Here is an 18139-nt window from a genome sequence, read left to right on the forward strand (position 1 = left end):
TTACCAGCTAGCCTTTTTCAGACCCGGAATTTCACCGCGCATAGCGGCTTCACGGACCTTGATACGGCTCAACCCGAACTTCCGCAGGAAAGCGTGCGGACGACCAGTTTGGCGGCAGCGATTACGCTGACGAGACGGGCTGGAATCACGCGGCAGAGTCTGCAGCTTAAGAACAGCATCCCAACGATCTTCGTCGGATGAGTTCACACCAGAGATGATAGCTTTCAATTCCTCGCGTTTAGCGCGGTATTTTTCAGCCAGTTTCACACGAACAACTTCGCGTGCTTTCATGGATTGCTTAGCCATTAGTAACCCTACCTTACTTGCGGAATGGGAAGTTAAAGGCGGCCAACAGCGCACGGCCTTCATCATCGGATTTCGCAGTAGTGGTAATGGTAATGTCCAAACCACGAACGCGATCGACTTTATCGTAGTCGATTTCCGGGAAGATGATCTGCTCACGCACACCCATGCTGTAGTTACCACGACCATCGAATGACTTGGCAGACAAGCCACGGAAGTCACGAATACGCGGTACAGCAATGGAAATCAGACGCTCAAGGAACTCCCACATGCGTTCGCCACGCAGAGTTACTTTACAGCCGATCGGATAGCCCTGACGGATTTTGAAGCCTGCAACAGATTTGCGTGCTTTGGTGATCAACGGTTTTTGACCGGAGATTGCTGCCAGATCAGCTGCTGCGTTATCCAGCAGTTTCTTGTCAGCGATCGCTTCACCAACACCCATATTCAGGGTGATCTTCTCGACCCGAGGGACTTGCATGACAGAATTGTAGTTAAACTCAGTCATGAGTTTTTTAACTACTTCGTCTTTGTAGTAATCATGCAGTTTCGCCATCGTACTACTCCAAATTACTTGATAGTTTCGCTGTTAGATTTAAAGAAACGGACTTTTTTGCCGTCTTCGAATCTAAAGCCTACACGGTCAGCCTTACCAGTTGCCGCATTGAAGATTGCAACGTTAGAAACTTGAATTGCAGCTTCTTTTTCAACGATGCCACCTGGTTGATTCAGGGCCGGAACCGGCTTCTGATGTTTTTTAACCAGGTTAATACCTTCAACGATGACCTTACTAGCAGACAGGACATTTTTTACTTTACCGCGCTTACCTTTATCTTTGCCGGTTAGCACGATAACTTCGTCATCACGACGGATTTTCGCTGCCATGATTCGCTCCTTAAAGTACTTCTGGTGCCAGAGAGATAATTTTCATGAACTTCTCATTACGCAGTTCACGAGTTACCGGCCCAAAAATACGCGTACCGATAGGCTGTTCGCTGTTATTGTTTAAAATAACGCAAGCATTGCCATCGAAGCGAATGACAGAACCGTCCGGGCGACGAACACCCTTCTTGGTGCGCACCACTACCGCCTTCAGAACATCGCCTTTTTTCACCTTACCGCGAGGAATTGCTTCCTTGATGGTAATTTTGATGATATCGCCGACGCCTGCGTAGCGACGGTGCGAGCCACCTAGAACCTTGATACACATTACGCGACGTGCACCGGAATTATCGGCCACATTCAGCATAGTCTGTTCTTGGATCATTTTAGTGCTCCGCTAATGTCAACTACTACTTTAGGACCCTTTCGGGCCATTAAATACCCCATAATTGAGGGCGCAGCATTATAACACCGCTTCCTTGGTATGGGTAGAAAAAATAAACGGCCCTTTGCAGAGCCGTTTATCATAAGAGAAGAGCGCTACTTTATTACAGAATCGCTTTCTCTACAACGCGAACAAGTGTCCAAGACTTAGTTTTGGACAGTGGGCGGCATTCGCGGATTTCAACCACGTCACCGATACCACATTCATTGTTCTCGTCATGTACGTGCAGCTTAGTCGTACGCTTGATGAATTTACCGTAAAGCGGGTGTTTCACAAAACGTTCGATAGCAACAACCATGGATTTCTCCATTTTGTCACTTACAACACGACCTTGCAGAGTACGGATTTTATCGGTCATTACGCACCCGCCTTCTCAGTCAGTAAAGTCTTAACACGTGCAATATTGTGACGCACTTGTTTTACCAGGTGAGTCTGTTGCAGTTGACCACTGGCAGCCTGCATACGCAGGTTAAATTGCTCGCGCAGTAAGCCGAGCAGTTCAGTGTTCAGCTCTTCAACGCTCTTTTCACGCAGCTCATTTGCTTTCATTACATCACCGTCTTAGTTACAAAGGTGGTTTTGATAGGCAGTTTCGCTGCTGCCAGTTGGAATGCCTCACGGGCTAACTCTTCCGGCACACCGTCCATTTCGTACAGGACTTTACCTGGCTGAATCAAGGCAACCCAATATTCCACGTTACCTTTACCTTTACCCATACGAACTTCAAGCGGTTTCTCGGTGATCGGTTTGTCCGGGAATACACGGATCCAGATCTTACCTTGACGCTTAACAGCACGGGTCATGGCACGACGTGCAGCTTCGATTTGACGAGCAGTCAGGCGACCGCGGCCAACAGCTTTCAGACCGAAAGTGCCGAAGCTAACATCCGTACCCTGCGCCAGACCACGGTTGCGGCCCTTGTGCACCTTACGGAATTTTGTACGCTTTGGTTGTAACATCAGCGACTCTCCTTACTTGCGGCCTTTACGCTGCTGCTTTTTAGGTTGAGCAGCCGGTTTTTCCGGTTGTTCAACGGCAGCCATACCACCCAGGATCTCACCTTTGAAGATCCACACTTTCACACCGATAACACCATAAGTGGTGTGCGCTTCGGAGGTGTTGTAGTCGATATCCGCACGCAGTGTGTGCAACGGAACACGACCTTCGCGGTACCATTCGGTACGTGCGATTTCAGCGCCGCCAAGACGGCCGCTTACTTCAACTTTAATACCTTTAGCGCCCAGACGCATGGCGTTCTGTACCGCACGCTTCATAGCACGACGGAACATGACACGACGTTCCAGCTGAGAAGTGATGCTGTCAGCAACCAGTTTTGCGTCCAGTTCAGGCTTACGAACTTCTGCGATATTGATCTGTGCAGGTACGCCAGCGATATCCGCTACGACTTTGCGCAGTTTTTCAACATCTTCACCTTTTTTACCGATTACGATACCTGGGCGAGCAGTGTGAATAGTCACACGGATGCTTTTTGCAGGACGTTCGATAACGATACGAGAAACGGAAGCCTTCTCCAGTTCCTTCGTCAGGTATTTACGAACTTTAAAGTCGCTGTCCAGGTTGTCAGCGAATTCTTTGGTATTCGCATACCAGGTAGAGTTCCAAGGTTTGACAATACCCAGGCGAATACCATTAGGATGTACTTTCTGACCCATTGCTAGTCTCCAGAGTCTCAGCGATCGGACACAACCACAGTAATGTGGCTGGTACGCTTCAGGATGCGATCCGCACGACCTTTAGCACGCGGCATAATGCGCTTCATGCTTGGGCCTTCGTCTACGAAAATTTTCGCGACTTTCAGATCATCAATGTCAGCGCCATCGTTGTGTTCTGCGTTAGCAATAGCAGACTCCAGCACTTTTTTAACCAGACCAGCAGCTTTCTTGTTGGTGTAGGTCAGAACTTCCAGAGCTTGCGACACTTTCTTACCGCGAATCAGGTCTGCCACCAGGCGAACCTTTTGAGCAGAAGAACGAGCGTGGCGATGTTTAGCGATAGTTTCCATCTCTTCCTCCTACCTTAGCGCTTCTTGGCCTTTTTATCGGCCGCATGGCCGCGATAAGTACGAGTCGGCGCGAATTCACCCAGCTTGTGACCGACCATTTCATCGGAAACAAACACTGGTACGTGCTGACGACCATTATGGACAGCGATGGTCAAACCGATCATGTTTGGAAAGATCGTTGAACGACGGGACCAAGTGCGCAAAGGCTTCTTGTCACCGCTTTCCACCGCTTTCTCTACCTTCTTCAGCAAGTGCAGGTCAATAAATGGACCTTTCTTGAGAGAACGTGGCATGGTTTATCCTCTAAGATTATTTAGTACGGCGACGTACGATAAATTTATCAGTACGCTTGTTGCTGCGGGTCTTCTTACCTTTGGTCTGAACGCCCCACGGACTAACCGGGTGCTTACCAAAGTTACGACCTTCACCACCACCGTGTGGGTGGTCGACTGGGTTCATTGCCGTACCGCGAACGGTAGGACGAACACCACGCCAGCGTGCAGCACCAGCTTTACCCAGAACGCGCAGCATGTGCTCAGCGTTGCCAACTTCGCCCAGCGTAGCGCGGCAGTCGGATTCGACTTTACGCATTTCGCCAGAACGCAGACGCAGGGTAACGTAAGAACCGTCACGAGCAACGATCTGAACGTAAGCACCAGCAGAACGAGCCAATTGGCCGCCTTTACCTGGTTTCATTTCTACGTTGTGAACCGTTGAACCGACAGGGATGTTACGCATCGGCAGGGTGTTACCCGCTTTAATCGCAGCATCAACGCCAGATTGGATCTGGTCGCCGGCTTTCAGGCCTTTCGGCGCCAGGATGTAACGGCGTTCGCCGTCTTTGTACAGAACCAGCGCGATATTCGCGGAACGGTTCGGATCATACTCCAGACGCTCAACAACCGCAGGAATACCATCTTTATTGCGTTTAAAGTCAATCAGACGATATTGCTGTTTATGACCACCACCGATGTGACGGGTAGTGATGCGGCCATTGTTGTTACGGCCACCGGATTTGCTGTTCTTTTCCAGCAACGGGGCATAAGGTTTGCCCTTGTGCAGCTCAGGGTTAACCACTTTAACAACGTGGCGACGACCCGGAGATGTCGGTTTACATTTAACAACTGCCATTGTCTTTCTCCTCCGACTTACTCAGCGCCGCCGATGAAGTCCAGATTCTGGCCTTCTTTCAGGGTGACGTAAGCTTTTTTCCAGTCGCTACGACGACCAATACGCTGTCCGTGACGCTTAACTTTACCCTTAACTACCAAGGTGTTTACGCCTTTAACTTCTACTTCGAACAGTTTCTCGACAGCAGCAACGATCTCTGCTTTAGTCGCGTCTTTAGCAACTTTGAGAACGATGGTGTTAGTTTTTTCCATCGCGGTAGATGCTTTTTCAGATACGTGCGGCGCGCGCAGTACTTTCAGCAGACGTTCTTCACGGATCATGCCAGCATCTCCTCAACTTGCTTAACTGCGTCAGCAGTCATAACGACTTTGTCGAAGGCGATCAGGCTAACTGGATCGATTGCAGCTGCATCACGCACGTCAACCTTGTACAGGTTACGCGCAGCCAGGAACAGATTCTCATCCAGTTCACCGGTAATGATCAGCACGTCTTCCAGTGCCATTTCTTTCAGTTTCTGAGCCAGCAACTTAGTTTTCGGTGCTTCTACAGAGAACTTCTCGACAACGATCAGACGATCTTGACGTACCAGTTCGGACAGGATGCTTTTCAGCGCGCCGCGGTACATCTTTTTGTTAACTTTCTGACTGTGGTCCTGAGGCTTAGCAGCGAAGGTCACACCACCGGAACGCCAGATCGGGCTCTTGATAGAACCAGAACGCGCACGGCCAGTACCTTTCTGACGCCAAGGTTTTTTACCGGAACCAGTTACTTCAGCACGGGTCTTCTGGGCGCGAGTACCTTGACGGGCACCTGCTGCATAAGCAACAACAACCTGGTGTACCAGCGCTTCGTTGAAATCACGACCGAAGGTAGTTTCGGAAACAGTCAGCGCGCTTTGCGCGTCTTTCAATACTAATTCCATTGCTATCTCCTCACGCCTTCACAGCTGGTTTAACGATCAGGTCGCTACCGGTAGCTCCCGGTACAGCACCTTTAACCAGCAGCAGGTTGCGCTCAGCGTCAACACGCACTACGTCCAGGCTCTGAACAGTTACACGTTCGTTACCCAACTGGCCTGCCATTTTCTTGCCTTTGAACACTTTGCCCGGAGTCTGGTTCTGACCGATAGAACCCGGAACGCGGTGGGACAAGGAGTTACCGTGGGTAGCATCCTGGGTACGGAAGTTCCAGCGCTTAACTGTGCCAGCAAAACCTTTACCTTTAGATGTACCAGTAACGTCTACTTTTTTAACGTCCGCGAAAATTTCAACACTGATGCTCTGACCTACAGTGAACTCTTCGCCTTCAGACAAACGGAATTCACGCAGAGTACGGCCAGCTTCTACGCCAGCTTTAGCAAAGTGACCTGCTTCTGGCTTAGTAACACGGTTTGCTTTTTTAGCACCAGTAGTTACTTGCACAGCGCGGTAACCGTCGTTAGCCAGGTCTTTAACCTGAGTGACGCGGTTTGCTTCAATTTCGATAACGGTTACGGGGATAGATACGCCATCTTCAGTGAAGATACGGGTCATGCCCACTTTTTTACCGACTAAACCAATCATTGTTTCAACCTCTCAATCGCTCAATGACCTGATTAACCCAGGCTGATCTGCACGTCTACACCAGCAGCCAGATCCAGACGCATCAGAGCATCAACGGTTTTCTCGGTTGGCTCAACGATGTCAACCAGACGCTTGTGAGTGCGAATCTCGTACTGATCGCGCGCATCTTTATTGACGTGCGGAGAGATCAGAACGGTAAAGCGCTCTTTGCGGGTCGGCAGCGGGATCGGACCACGTACTTGCGCACCAGTGCGCTTAGCAGTCTCGACGATTTCCGCAGTTGATTGATCAATCAAACGATGATCAAACGCTTTCAGGCGGATACGGATTCTTTGGTTCTGCATGAGACCAGAGCTCCAATTATTTATAAACGTAAATAATTACTCCTCACACCCATTTCGATTGATGGGGGAGTGTAATCGTTAGCACATAACCCCCATATCGGGAGTATTGTTTTGGTCAATAAACGAATATCGACCCCTGATTCTGATTGAATCAGGCTTACCTTGTTTTGGTAAGCTCGCGCATTATACGCAAATTGGCTGAGGAAGCAACAAGCAGGATGAAATGATTTTAAACGCGGCCGGAGCAATGTGTCTGAGTCCGGCCGGAGTTAGGCTATAGGGCGATTTATGACGCTATGTTACTCAGCTTTTAACTGCGCTTGAAGATAGTTTTGTATACCAAGGCGTGAAATCAAATCCAACTCAGTTTCCAGCCAGTCAATGTGCCCTTCTTCATCGGCAAGAATTTCTATCATTAAATCCCTGCTGACGTAGTCATGCACCGAATCAGCATAGGCAATCGCCTCGCGCAGATTCTTTGCACCATCCAACTCAAGTTGAAGATCAGAACGTAAAATCTCTTCAACATCTTCACCAATGTTTAACTTCCCCAAATCCTGTAAATTTGGAATGCCTTCAAGAAACAGGATACGTTCAATGTAGCGATCAGCGTGCTTCATTTCGTCAATAGACTCATGATATTCGTGATCGTTAAGACGGGTTAAGCCCCAGTTTTTAAACATTCGGGCATGAAGAAAATATTGGTTAATGGCTACCAGCTCGTTGCCCAATAACTTATTCAGGTGTGTAATGACTTTTTTATCGCCTTTCATGACATGCTCCTCCGCTCCAGTTCTTAAAGTGTAGAACCGGTAAGCAGAGAGTCAAAAAAACGACCCTACATTTTATGCTACTTCATACATGTCAGGAATTTTGGCTTGTTCTTCCTCGAAAATGACACGCGCCTGACGAATGCACTTACCGCAGTCTGTACCAATAGGAACGAGTTTGCGTAGCTGCTGCATGGATTGAGGCTGGTGCTGACGAACAGCATTACGAATAGTTTTGTCAGAAATTGCGTTGCACAAACAAACATACATACCGAAATGACTCATCGTTATCGCGAGTGTCTTTCACGCTACCTTTCGGGACACTGCAAACGGTATTTGAAACCGCTCCTAGCGATTTTTTAATCAATCGACACATTGTAAATAAGAATTGTTTTTATTTCAATTTACATCTTATCGTTCAGATATAAAAAATCGCCGTAAGCAATTTTCAATGTTGCTTACGACGATACGACGGGTGTAGCTCTGAATCTCCGCCATAAAAAAAGGCACCGAAGTGCCTTTTTCATGCATTAAGCTTATCAGCGATTAAGCGATAACTTTAGCAACAACGCCCGCGCCTACTGTACGGCCGCCTTCACGGATTGCGAAACGCAAACCGTCATCCATCGCGATTGGGTGGATCAGGGTAACAACCATTTTGATGTTGTCGCCCGGCATTACCATCTCTACGCCTTCTGGCAGTTCGATGGTGCCCGTTACGTCAGTTGTACGGAAGTAGAACTGAGGACGGTAGCCTTTGAAGAACGGGGTATGACGGCCGCCTTCATCCTTGCTCAGGATATACACTTCTGATTCGAACTTGGTGTGTGGCTTGATTGAACCCGGCTTAGCCAGTACCTGACCACGCTCGATTTCTTCACGCTTGATACCACGCAGCAGAACACCAACGTTCTCACCTGCACGACCTTCGTCCAGCAGTTTGCGGAACATTTCTACGCCGGTACAGGTAGATTTCGCGGTGTCTTTGATACCCACGATTTCAACTTCTTCACCGACTTTAACGATACCGCGCTCTACACGACCGGTAACAACGGTACCACGGCCGGAGATGGAGAATACGTCTTCGATTGGCAGCAGGAACGGCTTGTCAATTGCACGCTCTGGCTCTGGGATATAAGAATCCAGGTGCTCTGCCAGTTCGATGATTTTTGCTTCCCACTCAGCTTCGCCTTCCAGCGCTTTCAGCGCAGAACCACGAACGACTGGCGTGTCGTCGCCTGGGAAGTCGTACTGAGACAGCAGCTCACGCACTTCCATCTCAACCAGTTCCAGCAGCTCTTCGTCATCAACCATGTCACATTTGTTCAGGAACACGATGATGAAAGGTACGCCAACCTGACGACCCAGCAGGATGTGCTCACGCGTCTGAGGCATTGGGCCGTCAGTCGCAGCAACAACCAAGATCGCGCCGTCCATCTGGGCAGCACCGGTGATCATGTTTTTCACATAGTCGGCGTGTCCTGGGCAGTCAACGTGCGCGTAGTGGCGAGACGGGGTATCGTATTCAACGTGAGACGTGTTGATGGTGATACCACGTGCTTTTTCTTCTGGCGCGTTATCGATCTGGTCGAATGCACGCGCGTTACCACCGTAGGTTTTAGCCAGAACGGTAGTGATTGCAGCAGTCAGAGTAGTTTTACCATGGTCAACGTGGCCGATAGTACCGACGTTAACGTGGGGTTTTGTACGTTCAAATTTTTCTTTAGACACGGCGATATTCCTTACTCAAATGCTCTCCCCCTATGGAGAGAGCACGGGATTTTGTTTTAACCCTGAGGCTTATTTACCACGGGCTTCAATTACGGCCTGAGCAACGTTGTTAGGCGCATCATCGTACTTCAGGAACTCCATGGAGTAAGAAGCACGGCCTTTGGTCAGAGAACGCAGTTGAGTTGCGTATCCGAACATTTCAGACAACGGAACTTCAGCGTGAATCACAACGCCAGTAACGTTGGATTCCTGACCGCGCAGCATACCACGACGACGGCTAAGGTCACCGATAACGTCACCAGTGTTCTCTTCCGGCGTTTCAACTTCAACCTTCATGATCGGCTCAAGCAGAACAGGTTTTGCTTTCTTAAAGCCATCTTTAAAGGCGATAGAAGCAGCCAGTTTAAACGCCAGTTCAGAGGAGTCAACGTCATGGAAAGAACCGAAGTGCAGACGCACACCGAGATCAACCACTGGGTAACCAGCCAGAGGACCCGCTTTCAGTTGCTCCTGGATACCTTTATCAACGGCAGGGATGTATTCGCCAGGAATTACACCACCTTTGATGTCGTTGATGAACTCGTAACCTTTCGGATTTGAGCCCGGCTCCAGTGGGTACATGTCGATAACAACATGACCATACTGACCACGACCACCAGACTGCTTGGCGTGTTTACCTTCGATATCGGTAACTTTCGCACGAATCGCTTCACGATAAGCAACCTGTGGTTTACCCACGTTCGCTTCAACGTTGAATTCACGCTTCATACGGTCAACGATGATATCGAGGTGCAATTCACCCATACCAGCGATGATAGTCTGGTTAGATTCTTCGTCAGTCCATACACGGAAAGACGGGTCTTCTTTAGCCAGACGGCCCAATGCCAGACCCATTTTTTCCTGGTCAGCTTTGGTTTTTGGTTCTACAGCGATGGAGATTACCGGCTCAGGGAATTCCATACGCTCCAGAATGATGACGTTGTCTGGATCACACAGAGTGTCACCCGTCGTTACATCTTTCAGACCGATAGCAGCAGCGATATCGCCTGCACGAACTTCTTTGATCTCTTCACGCTTGTTAGCGTGCATCTGAACGATACGACCAAAACGTTCACGTGCTGATTTAACTGGGTTCAGTACGGTGTCACCGGAGTTAACAACACCAGAGTACACGCGGAAGAACGTCAGGTTACCCACAAATGGGTCGGTAGCGATTTTGAACGCCAGCGCAGCAAACGGCTCTTCATCACTTGCGTGACGCTCAGCCGGCGTGTCTTTACCGTCATCCAAAATACCGTTGATCGCAGGTACATCAACTGGAGATGGCAGGTAATCCACTACCGCATCCAGCATCGCCTGAACACCTTTGTTCTTAAATGCAGAACCACAAGTTACCAGGATGATTTCGTTGTTCAGAACGCGCTGACGCAGAGCTTTTTTGATCTCTTCTTCAGTCAGTTCTTCGCCACCCAGGTATTTTTCCATCAGCTCTTCAGAAGCTTCAGCTGCGGACTCAATCAGGTTCTGGTGCCATTCGTCAGCCAGATCTTGCATATCAGCCGGGATATCTTCGTATTCGAAGGTCACGCCCTGATCGGCATCGTTCCAGTTGATGGCTTTCATTTTCACCAGGTCAACAACACCGGTGAAACCTTCTTCAGCACCAATCGCCAACTGCAACGGAACAGGGTTCGCGCCCAGACGGGTTTTGATCTGACCAACAACTTTCAGGAAGTTAGCACCCATGCGGTCCATTTTGTTAACGAACGCAATGCGTGGAACTTTATATTTGTTTGCCTGACGCCATACGGTTTCAGACTGTGGCTGAACACCACCAACTGCGCAGTAAACCATTACCGCACCATCAAGTACACGCATAGAACGTTCTACTTCGATAGTGAAGTCAACGTGTCCTGGGGTGTCGATGATGTTTACGCGATGCGGTTCATACTGCTTAGCCATACCAGACCAGAATGCAGTAGTCGCTGCGGAAGTGATAGTAATACCACGTTCCTGCTCCTGCTCCATCCAGTCCATGGTAGCCGCGCCGTCATGAACTTCACCGATTTTATGGTTTACACCAGTGTAGAACAGAATACGTTCGGTAGTAGTGGTTTTACCGGCGTCGATGTGCGCACTGATACCGATGTTACGGTAGCGTGCGATGGGTGTTGTACGAGCCATTTGTATCCTCTATATACTAGGGCGTTCAATTTAGTTAACCCAAGCGGGTTGGCTATTTTTAGCGCCCGCTTGGTTAGCATGACTACAACGAAGGGATTACCAACGGTAGTGAGCGAACGCCTTGTTGGCTTCAGCCATACGGTGAACGTCTTCACGTTTCTTAACAGCAGTACCTTTATTTTCTGCTGCATCAGAAAGTTCGTTCGCCAGGCGCAGAGCCATAGATTTATCACCGCGTTTACGAGCAGCTTCTACGATCCAACGCATTGCCAGAGCATTACGACGAACCGGACGGACTTCTACTGGTACCTGATAAGTAGAACCACCAACGCGGCGCGACTTAACTTCGACAGTCGGGCGAACGTTGTCCAGAGCTACTTCAAAAGCTTCCAGATGATCTTTACCAGAACGCTGAGCCAGGGTCTCCAGCGCGGTATAGACGATTGCTTCAGCAGTAGATTTTTTACCATCTACCATCAGGATGTTTACAAATTTGGCCAGCAGTTCTGATCCGAACTTAGGATCCGGCAGAATTTTACGTTGACCAATGACGCGACGACGTGGCATGGAAATACTCCGTTGTTAATTCAGGATTGTCCAAAACTCTACGAGTTTAGTTTGACATTTAAGTTAAAACGTTTGGCCTTACTTAACGGAGAACCATTAAGCCTTTGGCTTCTTCACGCCGTATTTGGAACGGGATTGCTTACGGTCTTTAACACCTGAGCAGTCCAGCGCGCCACGAACGGTGTGGTAACGCACACCTGGCAGGTCTTTAACACGACCGCCACGGATCAGGATCACGGAGTGCTCCTGCAGGTTATGACCTTCACCACCGATATAGGAGGTAACTTCAAAACCGTTAGTTAAACGAACACGGCATACTTTACGCAGTGCGGAGTTCGGTTTCTTAGGGGTGGTAGTATATACACGAGTACATACGCCACGTTTCTGCGGGCATGCTTCCAGCGCCGGAACGTTGCTTTTAGCAGCCTTCAGGGAGCGTGGTTTGCGTACCAGCTGGTTAATTGTTGCCATTAAAAAAGCTCCTGGGTTTTGCTTCGTAAACACGTAATAAATCGTCTCATGTCTGCGCAAGGCAAAGTATGAGGACGCAGAATTTTAGGGCTGGCAGTGGAAGGAGTCAAGAAATATACAAAAATTCAGCGTTACCACGCGAGTTGCTGCGGGTGCTCCACTGTCAGTTGAACAAATTTATTATAGTCAATGAGTACGACACTGTTTGAAATTTGTTCAGCCATGCCTCTCGCTACGACATCAGGCCGGAGCGCATAGAGAGGAACTGACGAATCCAGAAGACGATGGATAATGCTGCCACCAGCCAGAGCCGCGATAACACCATCCTGCAGTAGGACGACAACATCGCCGTTACCCAAGCTACGCAATAGCGTATCGAGGTCAGCGTGATAAGGGGAGCATGAGAGCGTATGCAGCATAAATGGAGAGATCCGTCGCTAGAATGAAAGGATAGAATGATAGCTAGCCAGTTTGCTGCGCCAGGCTTCCGGCGCTAACAGCTCCACATCCAAAACCCAGTCGGTATCGATATTCAATCCACGCTGACGCACGGACGTTTCGCACAGATAGCAACTGTCGATATCGTACAGCGGCAGCACGCCAAACGTTGCGATGTAATTACGCATCAAAATCTGCTCTGGCTGCTGCTGCGGCAGCAGTTGAAATACACCGTCGCCGACAAAAAACACGCCAATGTCTTCCGTCAGAGCAGACATCGCCAACAGCGCATCCAATCCCTCTCGCCCGGACGCGTTACCATGTGGGGAATGCGTAAAAACAAATGCGACTCGCTTCATAACACTACCTTAAAACTGAATAACCCGATCGCAGGTCAGCACCGATTGCGCTAGCTCCCCCAACCCGCTAAGAACAAAGCCGGGTTGCAGGTTTGCACCGGCAAGATTGAGCTGGGTGGCTTGCTGTGCATCGGTTACGCCTCGGCGCAGCGCAGCAGCAACACAGACATTCAGCGCCACCTGATGCGTTGCCCCCAACTGCTGCCAGGCGCGTACAAGATCAAACTCATCATTAGCGGGCGACGTCAGTTGGTTGGCATTCAACACGCCTTCCCGATAGAAGAACACACTTTTCAAGCTGTGCCCCTCCGCCAACAGCGCCTGCGCAAACTGCAACGCGCTGCTCGCCTGCTGTGTGCCATAGGCAGGGCCAGTCACCAGCAAACAGTAACTCAGCATCAACGTTCGTGCCCGCTGAAGTCGCCGCTTTTGAATTGACGGATATAAAGGTAGACCGTGTGTTTGGAAATATTGAGACGTTCAGCGACCTGGTTGATGGCGTCTTTAATATCAAAGATGCCTTTCTCATACAGGCTCAGTACGATCTGGCGATTTTTCGCATTATTGGAGACATTGCGATCCGCATTGACTTCCTCAATAGAGAATTCCAACGTTTGTGCAACAAGGTCATCAACGGATGACGCAAAGTTAACAGAAGAGGCGGCATCATGCGTTTCAGGTGGAATAAAAGTCTGCACGATCTGGGAGAAAGGCACATCCAGATTCATGTTGATACACAGCAGTCCAATCACGCGCTGATCGCGATTACGGATTGCAATCGTGACTGACTTCATCAACACACCGCTTTTTGCGCGGGTAAAATAGGCCTTCGATACGCTGCTATCCTCACCTGCCATGTCATGCAGCATACGCAATGCAAGATCCGTAATCGGCGAGCCAATCTTCCTGCCGGTATGCTCTCCATTCGCAATACGCACGGCGGAACATTTAAGATCCTCAAGCGAGTGCAACACAATCTCACAATGCTCGCCAATCAACATGGCCAAGCCATCAACCACCGCTTCATATGATTTCAGGATCTCATAGTCCGTCTGGCTGAAAGGACGTTCATCCAGCAAATCAAGCTCATAAGATTCGCCAGATACAAGCGAATTAGACATGGCAGACACCACCCTCAGCATCATTATCCCCACAATAATTCGAGTTGCGTGACAAAACGTTAGCGTTTTGAACAACGCTCTGCGTTGACCCTTTAGGGCAAGGCCGATTCATGGCCTTGTAACGCAGCAACCGCACAAATCCCCGGGGCTTACTCAGGTAAGTGACTGGGGTGAGTCAGGGCGGCCAACGCACAAGCAGCTTGAAGTATTACGGGTATCTTTATTTTGTATTGACAAGGGACATAGTCTAGCAAATGTCCACTCTCGCGTCCCTGAATTTAACGGGCTACCTCTTAAGGTTGTATTAATTTAATCCCGCTAGAGTCTGCGTCTTCTTTCCTCTCACTCATGGAAATCACGAGAGACGTATATGAAAAAACGAATACCGATGGGCAGACCACACCTGAGCAGCATCACGTTCGTACTGATTTTTTCTGCCTTTATTACTCTGGTTCAGAACATCGCTTACTATCGTCAGACGCTGCAACTGCTGGACATGACAGACTGGATCAATATTCCTTTCTTTCTCAGCATGCCCGTCGTGATCTTCGCGGTGCTGAATATTATTTTCACTCTTCTGGCAGTACCTTATCTGCGTAAGGCCGTGATTGTTTTCTTCCTGCTGAGCGGCGCCGCCGCGCAGTACTTCATGTTGAACTACGGCATTATCATTGACCGCACCATGATCCAGAATATTCTGGAGACAACGGCCAGCGAATCTTTTTCACTGCTTACGCCACAGCTTGTCACGTGGGTATTCTTCATTGGCGTCATTCCTGCCGCACTCGCCATCTGGATAAAAATAAAACCCGCTAAGCCGACAACGCTCTATATTGGCATGCGCTTTCTTAGCGTTATTATTTCGTTATTCGCCATTTTATCTGTCGCGGCCTTCTTTTATAAAGATTACGCCTCGTTCATGCGTAATAACAAAGAGCTGGTAAAAGCGATTACGCCCAGCAACATTGTGGCAGCCAGCTTGTCCTACCATAAACACAGCGCGCTGGCTAATTTACCCCTGGAGCAAATCGGCCTGGATGCTCACAAAGTGTCGTCACCGTCCCCGACGGCAAAAAAGAACCTGGTTATTCTGGTCGTGGGAGAGACATCCCGGGCACAAAACTTTTCGCTGGGCGGCTACGAGAAAGAAACGAATCCGCTGCTGGCAAAAGACAATGTGGTTTATTTTGAAAACACCTCATCGTGCGGTACCTCAACGGGCGTCTCTGTTCCCTGCATGTTCTCCAACATGCCACGCCAAAGCTTTAACGGTGACTTAGCGAGCCATCAGGAAGGGCTGCTGGATATATTACAACGGGCAAAGGTTAACGTACTCTGGCAGGAAAATGACGGCGGCTGCAAAGATGCCTGTACGCGTGTGCCAACCGTTGATGTGACATCGCTGAAGCTGCCGGAACTATGCACCAACGGCGAATGCCATGATGAAGCGTTATTTCACGGCGTCGAAGACTATATTAATAAGCTCGATAATGACGGGATTATCGTATTACATACGATAGGTAGCCACGGCCCGAGCTATTACCAGCGCTACCCTGATGCCTTTAAGAAATTTACCCCAACGTGTGATACCAACCAGATTCAAACCTGTACGCAGGAAGCGCTGACCAACACGTATGACAATACGATCCTGTATGTCGATTTTGTTGTGGATAAAGCGATCAATTTATTGAAACAGCATCAGGATAAATTTAATACCTCACTGGTTTACCTGTCCGACCACGGCGAATCATTAGGAGAAAACGGTATCTACCTGCACAGCATGCCCTACTCTATTGCGCCGCAGCAGCAAACGCACGTGCCAATGCTGATGTGGTTATCGCCGGGTTACCAGCAACAACAGGCCATTCAGGACACCTGTCTGCGCCAGAACGCGAAACAGCAGGCGTATTCGCAAGATAATCTTTTCCATACCATACTGGGGATGTTTACTATCGCCACGAAAGAATATCAGCTTCAGCTCGATATCCTCCAGCCGTGCAGGGACAAGGCAACATGAAACTATTGATTGTTGAAGACGATAAGCTGTTGCAGGAAGGATTATTACTGGCATTGAGTCACGAAGGTTATGCCTGCGATTGCGCAGGCACAGCCAAAGAAGCAGATGCGCTCATCAGCAGCGCACACTACAGTCTTGTTATTCTCGATTTGGGTTTACCTGACGAAGATGGTCTTACTTTGCTCACTCGCTGGCGTAAAAACGATTACCAACATCCCGTGCTCATCTTAACGGCACGGGATAACGTCGACGATCGCGTTAATGGGCTGGATGTGGGCGCAGACGATTATCTTGCTAAACCGTTCGCATTGACGGAATTACAGGCGCGTGTACGCGCGCTGATTCGACGCAACCAAGGCTCAAGCAACAGCTTGATACAGGTTGACAACATCACGCTAGATTTAAACAATCAGCAGGTTTTGGTCGACGGCAAGCCTGTCGTGCTGACACCAAAAGAATTCGCGATACTGTCTCGTTTGGTACTAAAAGCAGGCTCTCAGGTGCATCGAGAAGTTCTGCATCAGGATATTTACTCCTGGAGCGATGACCCGTCTTCTAACTCTCTGGAAGTGCATATCCATAACCTGCGGCAAAAAATCGGGAAAGACCGTATCCGAACCCTACGAGGCTTTGGCTATCTGCTGACTAAAGGTGAACAACCATGAAAGACGATGCCGTCATCAGCATGCGTCTGCGTTTAGTGCTGGCACTGGGTGGTATTTTACTGGTTTGCCAAATGATTAGCGTATTTTGGCTCTGGCACGAAAGCGAAGAGCAGATCAACCTGCTAGTCGATAAATCGCTCAGCGCCAGCGCCCAGAACATACAGATCGATCAAGAAATTAATGAGGCAATTGCCTCGTTGAGTGTTCCAAGTCTGGTGATGGTTATACTGACATTGCTCATGTGTGTTCAGGCGGTCAATTGGATCACTCGTCCACTTTCCCGTTTGCAGGAAGAATTACAGGAGCGCACCGCCGAAAATCTGGAACCCTTACCACAACAGAGTGACATAAAAGAGATCGCGGCCGTCACACACAGTATCAACCAGCTTTTTCAACGTCTGGACGAAACGTTGAAACGCGACAGGCAATTTACTGCGGATGTCGCACATGAATTACGCACCCCGTTATCCGGTATTCGGTTACATCTCGAATTATACCAACAGCAGCATCAGATTGACGCCAGCGCCCTTATCAAACGCATTGATAAAATGGTGAAAACTGTCGAGCAGTTGTTGTTACTCGCCCGTGCAGGACAAGATTTTTCAGCAGGCCATCACCAGAATGTTGCATTACTGAGAGACGTCATTTTTCCCATGCAGGATGAACTGACTGAGATGCTGCAAAAGCGCCAGCAGACATTGAGGTTGACCTTACCCCAAGACGATACCGTCATTCGCGGTGATGCCACCCTCCTTCAGCTACTGTTACGCAATCTGGTAGAAAATGCCTACCGTTATAGCCCGGAAGCCAGCCAGATCACCGTGAGTCTGAAAACATTGCAACATCTTGAATTGCAGGTCGAAGATGAAGGTCCGGGTATTGATGAAAGCAAGGTTGGTGAGCTGAGCAAGGCATTTGTCCGCATGGACAGCCGCTATGGCGGTATCGGCCTCGGACTGAGTATCGTGACACGCATTGCTCAATTGCACGATGGGCAGTTTTTCCTGAGTAATCGACCGCAAGGTTCCGGCACCCTCGCCCGCGTGGTGCTTACCATCCCTGACGAATCCCCAGACGCCGTCTGAACGACAATATAAGCGGTAGCACACATTTCTTTAAGGTTGGA

The 18139-nt window shown here is 49.2% G+C and carries 28 protein-coding genes; 3 read left to right on the top strand and 25 right to left on the bottom strand.

The annotated features are described in order from the left end of the window. The 25 genes from rpsN to LCF41_RS19790 all read right to left on the bottom strand — a co-directional run bounded on the left by rpsN (nt 1) and on the right by LCF41_RS19790 (nt 14331). Nucleotides 1-306, bottom strand: a complete 306-nt coding sequence (gene rpsN / locus LCF41_RS19670) for a 30S ribosomal protein S14 (RefSeq protein ID WP_010286114.1) — start codon at nt 304-306, stop codon at nt 1-3. A 13-nt stretch (nt 307-319) separates the two neighbouring features. Beyond that, a complete protein-coding gene (gene rplE, locus LCF41_RS19675) occupies nt 320-859 on the bottom strand; it encodes a 50S ribosomal protein L5 (RefSeq protein ID WP_005970265.1) in 540 nt (179 codons plus the stop codon). Between the two features lie 14 nt (nt 860-873). After that, nucleotides 874-1188: a 50S ribosomal protein L24 gene (gene rplX / locus LCF41_RS19680; RefSeq protein WP_015841924.1), complete on the bottom strand. Its 315-nt coding sequence runs from the start codon at nt 1186-1188 to the stop codon at nt 874-876. A gap of 10 nt (nt 1189-1198) precedes the next feature. Beyond that, nucleotides 1199-1570, bottom strand: a complete 372-nt coding sequence (gene rplN / locus LCF41_RS19685; RefSeq protein ID WP_000613954.1) for a 50S ribosomal protein L14 — start codon at nt 1568-1570, stop codon at nt 1199-1201. A 163-nt stretch (nt 1571-1733) separates the two neighbouring features. Beyond that, a complete protein-coding gene (rpsQ, locus tag LCF41_RS19690; protein WP_011095505.1) occupies nt 1734-1988 on the bottom strand; it encodes a 30S ribosomal protein S17 in 255 nt (84 codons plus the stop codon). Beyond that, nucleotides 1988-2179 carry a 50S ribosomal protein L29 gene (gene rpmC / locus LCF41_RS19695; protein WP_005970272.1) on the bottom strand — a complete coding sequence of 64 codons (192 nt, stop codon included), beginning with the start codon at nt 2177-2179 and terminating at the stop codon, nt 1988-1990. Before rpmC ends, rpsQ begins: the two co-directional genes overlap by 1 nt. After that, the gene (rplP, locus tag LCF41_RS19700; protein WP_005970273.1) at nt 2179-2589 is read right to left on the bottom strand and encodes a 50S ribosomal protein L16; all 411 of its coding nucleotides are present in this window, start codon (nt 2587-2589) and stop codon (nt 2179-2181) included. Before rplP ends, rpmC begins: the two co-directional genes overlap by 1 nt. A gap of 12 nt (nt 2590-2601) precedes the next feature. Beyond that, nucleotides 2602-3303 (bottom strand): 30S ribosomal protein S3, encoded by a 702-nt coding sequence (gene rpsC, locus LCF41_RS19705; RefSeq protein ID WP_005970274.1) that lies wholly within the window; start codon nt 3301-3303, stop codon nt 2602-2604. Between the two features lie 17 nt (nt 3304-3320). Beyond that, complete coding sequence (rplV, locus tag LCF41_RS19710) at nt 3321-3653, bottom strand: 50S ribosomal protein L22 (protein WP_180743836.1); 333 nt, start codon at nt 3651-3653, stop codon at nt 3321-3323. Nucleotides 3654-3667: 14 nt separating this feature from the next. Next, nucleotides 3668-3946: a 30S ribosomal protein S19 gene (gene rpsS, locus LCF41_RS19715; protein ID WP_004929772.1), complete on the bottom strand. Its 279-nt coding sequence runs from the start codon at nt 3944-3946 to the stop codon at nt 3668-3670. Between the two features lie 16 nt (nt 3947-3962). Next, a complete protein-coding gene (gene rplB, locus LCF41_RS19720) occupies nt 3963-4784 on the bottom strand; it encodes a 50S ribosomal protein L2 (protein ID WP_010286179.1) in 822 nt (273 codons plus the stop codon). Between the two features lie 17 nt (nt 4785-4801). After that, nucleotides 4802-5104, bottom strand: coding sequence for a 50S ribosomal protein L23 (gene rplW, locus LCF41_RS19725; RefSeq protein WP_225085986.1), 303 nt, complete (start codon nt 5102-5104; stop codon nt 4802-4804). Then, nucleotides 5101-5706 (bottom strand): 50S ribosomal protein L4, encoded by a 606-nt coding sequence (gene rplD / locus LCF41_RS19730; protein WP_015841926.1) that lies wholly within the window; start codon nt 5704-5706, stop codon nt 5101-5103. The genes rplW and rplD overlap by 4 nt, the downstream gene beginning before the upstream one ends. Nucleotides 5707-5716: 10 nt before the next feature. After that, nucleotides 5717-6346, bottom strand: a complete 630-nt coding sequence (gene rplC, locus LCF41_RS19735; protein ID WP_010304941.1) for a 50S ribosomal protein L3 — start codon at nt 6344-6346, stop codon at nt 5717-5719. A 32-nt stretch (nt 6347-6378) separates the two neighbouring features. Further along, nucleotides 6379-6690, bottom strand: coding sequence for a 30S ribosomal protein S10 (rpsJ, locus tag LCF41_RS19740; RefSeq protein ID WP_001181005.1), 312 nt, complete (start codon nt 6688-6690; stop codon nt 6379-6381). A 299-nt stretch (nt 6691-6989) separates the two neighbouring features. Next, nucleotides 6990-7463 (bottom strand): bacterioferritin, encoded by a 474-nt coding sequence (gene bfr, locus LCF41_RS19745; RefSeq protein ID WP_010286186.1) that lies wholly within the window; start codon nt 7461-7463, stop codon nt 6990-6992. 72 nt (nt 7464-7535) lie between these two features. Then, nucleotides 7536-7730: a bacterioferritin-associated ferredoxin gene (gene bfd / locus LCF41_RS19750; protein ID WP_039349749.1), complete on the bottom strand. Its 195-nt coding sequence runs from the start codon at nt 7728-7730 to the stop codon at nt 7536-7538. Nucleotides 7731-8006: 276 nt separating this feature from the next. Continuing rightward, nucleotides 8007-9191 (bottom strand): elongation factor Tu, encoded by a 1185-nt coding sequence (gene tuf, locus LCF41_RS19755; protein WP_012772931.1) that lies wholly within the window; start codon nt 9189-9191, stop codon nt 8007-8009. A 69-nt stretch (nt 9192-9260) separates the two neighbouring features. Further along, nucleotides 9261-11375: an elongation factor G gene (gene fusA / locus LCF41_RS19760; RefSeq protein WP_039352652.1), complete on the bottom strand. Its 2115-nt coding sequence runs from the start codon at nt 11373-11375 to the stop codon at nt 9261-9263. Between the two features lie 96 nt (nt 11376-11471). Beyond that, nucleotides 11472-11942, bottom strand: a complete 471-nt coding sequence (gene rpsG / locus LCF41_RS19765; RefSeq protein ID WP_009111198.1) for a 30S ribosomal protein S7 — start codon at nt 11940-11942, stop codon at nt 11472-11474. A 96-nt stretch (nt 11943-12038) separates the two neighbouring features. Next, complete coding sequence (rpsL, locus tag LCF41_RS19770; RefSeq protein ID WP_005969567.1) at nt 12039-12413, bottom strand: 30S ribosomal protein S12; 375 nt, start codon at nt 12411-12413, stop codon at nt 12039-12041. 131 nt (nt 12414-12544) lie between these two features. Beyond that, a complete protein-coding gene (gene tusB, locus LCF41_RS19775) occupies nt 12545-12832 on the bottom strand; it encodes a sulfurtransferase complex subunit TusB (protein ID WP_225085987.1) in 288 nt (95 codons plus the stop codon). Between the two features lie 18 nt (nt 12833-12850). Beyond that, nucleotides 12851-13210: a sulfurtransferase complex subunit TusC gene (tusC, locus tag LCF41_RS19780; RefSeq protein WP_225085988.1), complete on the bottom strand. Its 360-nt coding sequence runs from the start codon at nt 13208-13210 to the stop codon at nt 12851-12853. A 9-nt stretch (nt 13211-13219) separates the two neighbouring features. Beyond that, complete coding sequence (tusD, locus tag LCF41_RS19785; protein ID WP_225085989.1) at nt 13220-13609, bottom strand: sulfurtransferase complex subunit TusD; 390 nt, start codon at nt 13607-13609, stop codon at nt 13220-13222. Next, nucleotides 13609-14331 (bottom strand): helix-turn-helix transcriptional regulator, encoded by a 723-nt coding sequence (locus tag LCF41_RS19790; protein WP_010296984.1) that lies wholly within the window; start codon nt 14329-14331, stop codon nt 13609-13611. Before LCF41_RS19790 ends, tusD begins: the two co-directional genes overlap by 1 nt. Before the next feature lie 370 nt (nt 14332-14701). Between LCF41_RS19790 and eptA the strand changes: the two genes are divergently transcribed. From eptA to pmrB, 3 genes are read left to right on the top strand one after another with little or no spacing between them, the layout of a single operon-like run. Further along, nucleotides 14702-16348, top strand: a complete 1647-nt coding sequence (gene eptA / locus LCF41_RS19795) for a phosphoethanolamine transferase EptA (protein ID WP_225085990.1) — start codon at nt 14702-14704, stop codon at nt 16346-16348. After that, nucleotides 16345-17013 (top strand): two-component system response regulator PmrA, encoded by a 669-nt coding sequence (gene pmrA / locus LCF41_RS19800; protein ID WP_225085991.1) that lies wholly within the window; start codon nt 16345-16347, stop codon nt 17011-17013. Before eptA ends, pmrA begins: the two co-directional genes overlap by 4 nt. Beyond that, nucleotides 17010-18098 (top strand): two-component system sensor histidine kinase PmrB, encoded by a 1089-nt coding sequence (gene pmrB / locus LCF41_RS19805; protein WP_225085992.1) that lies wholly within the window; start codon nt 17010-17012, stop codon nt 18096-18098. Before pmrA ends, pmrB begins: the two co-directional genes overlap by 4 nt. The last annotated feature ends 41 nt before the right edge of the window (nt 18099-18139 follow it).

This window comes from Pectobacterium colocasium (assembly GCF_020181655.1).
GTDB classification, from domain to species: domain Bacteria; phylum Pseudomonadota; class Gammaproteobacteria; order Enterobacterales; family Enterobacteriaceae; genus Pectobacterium; species Pectobacterium colocasium.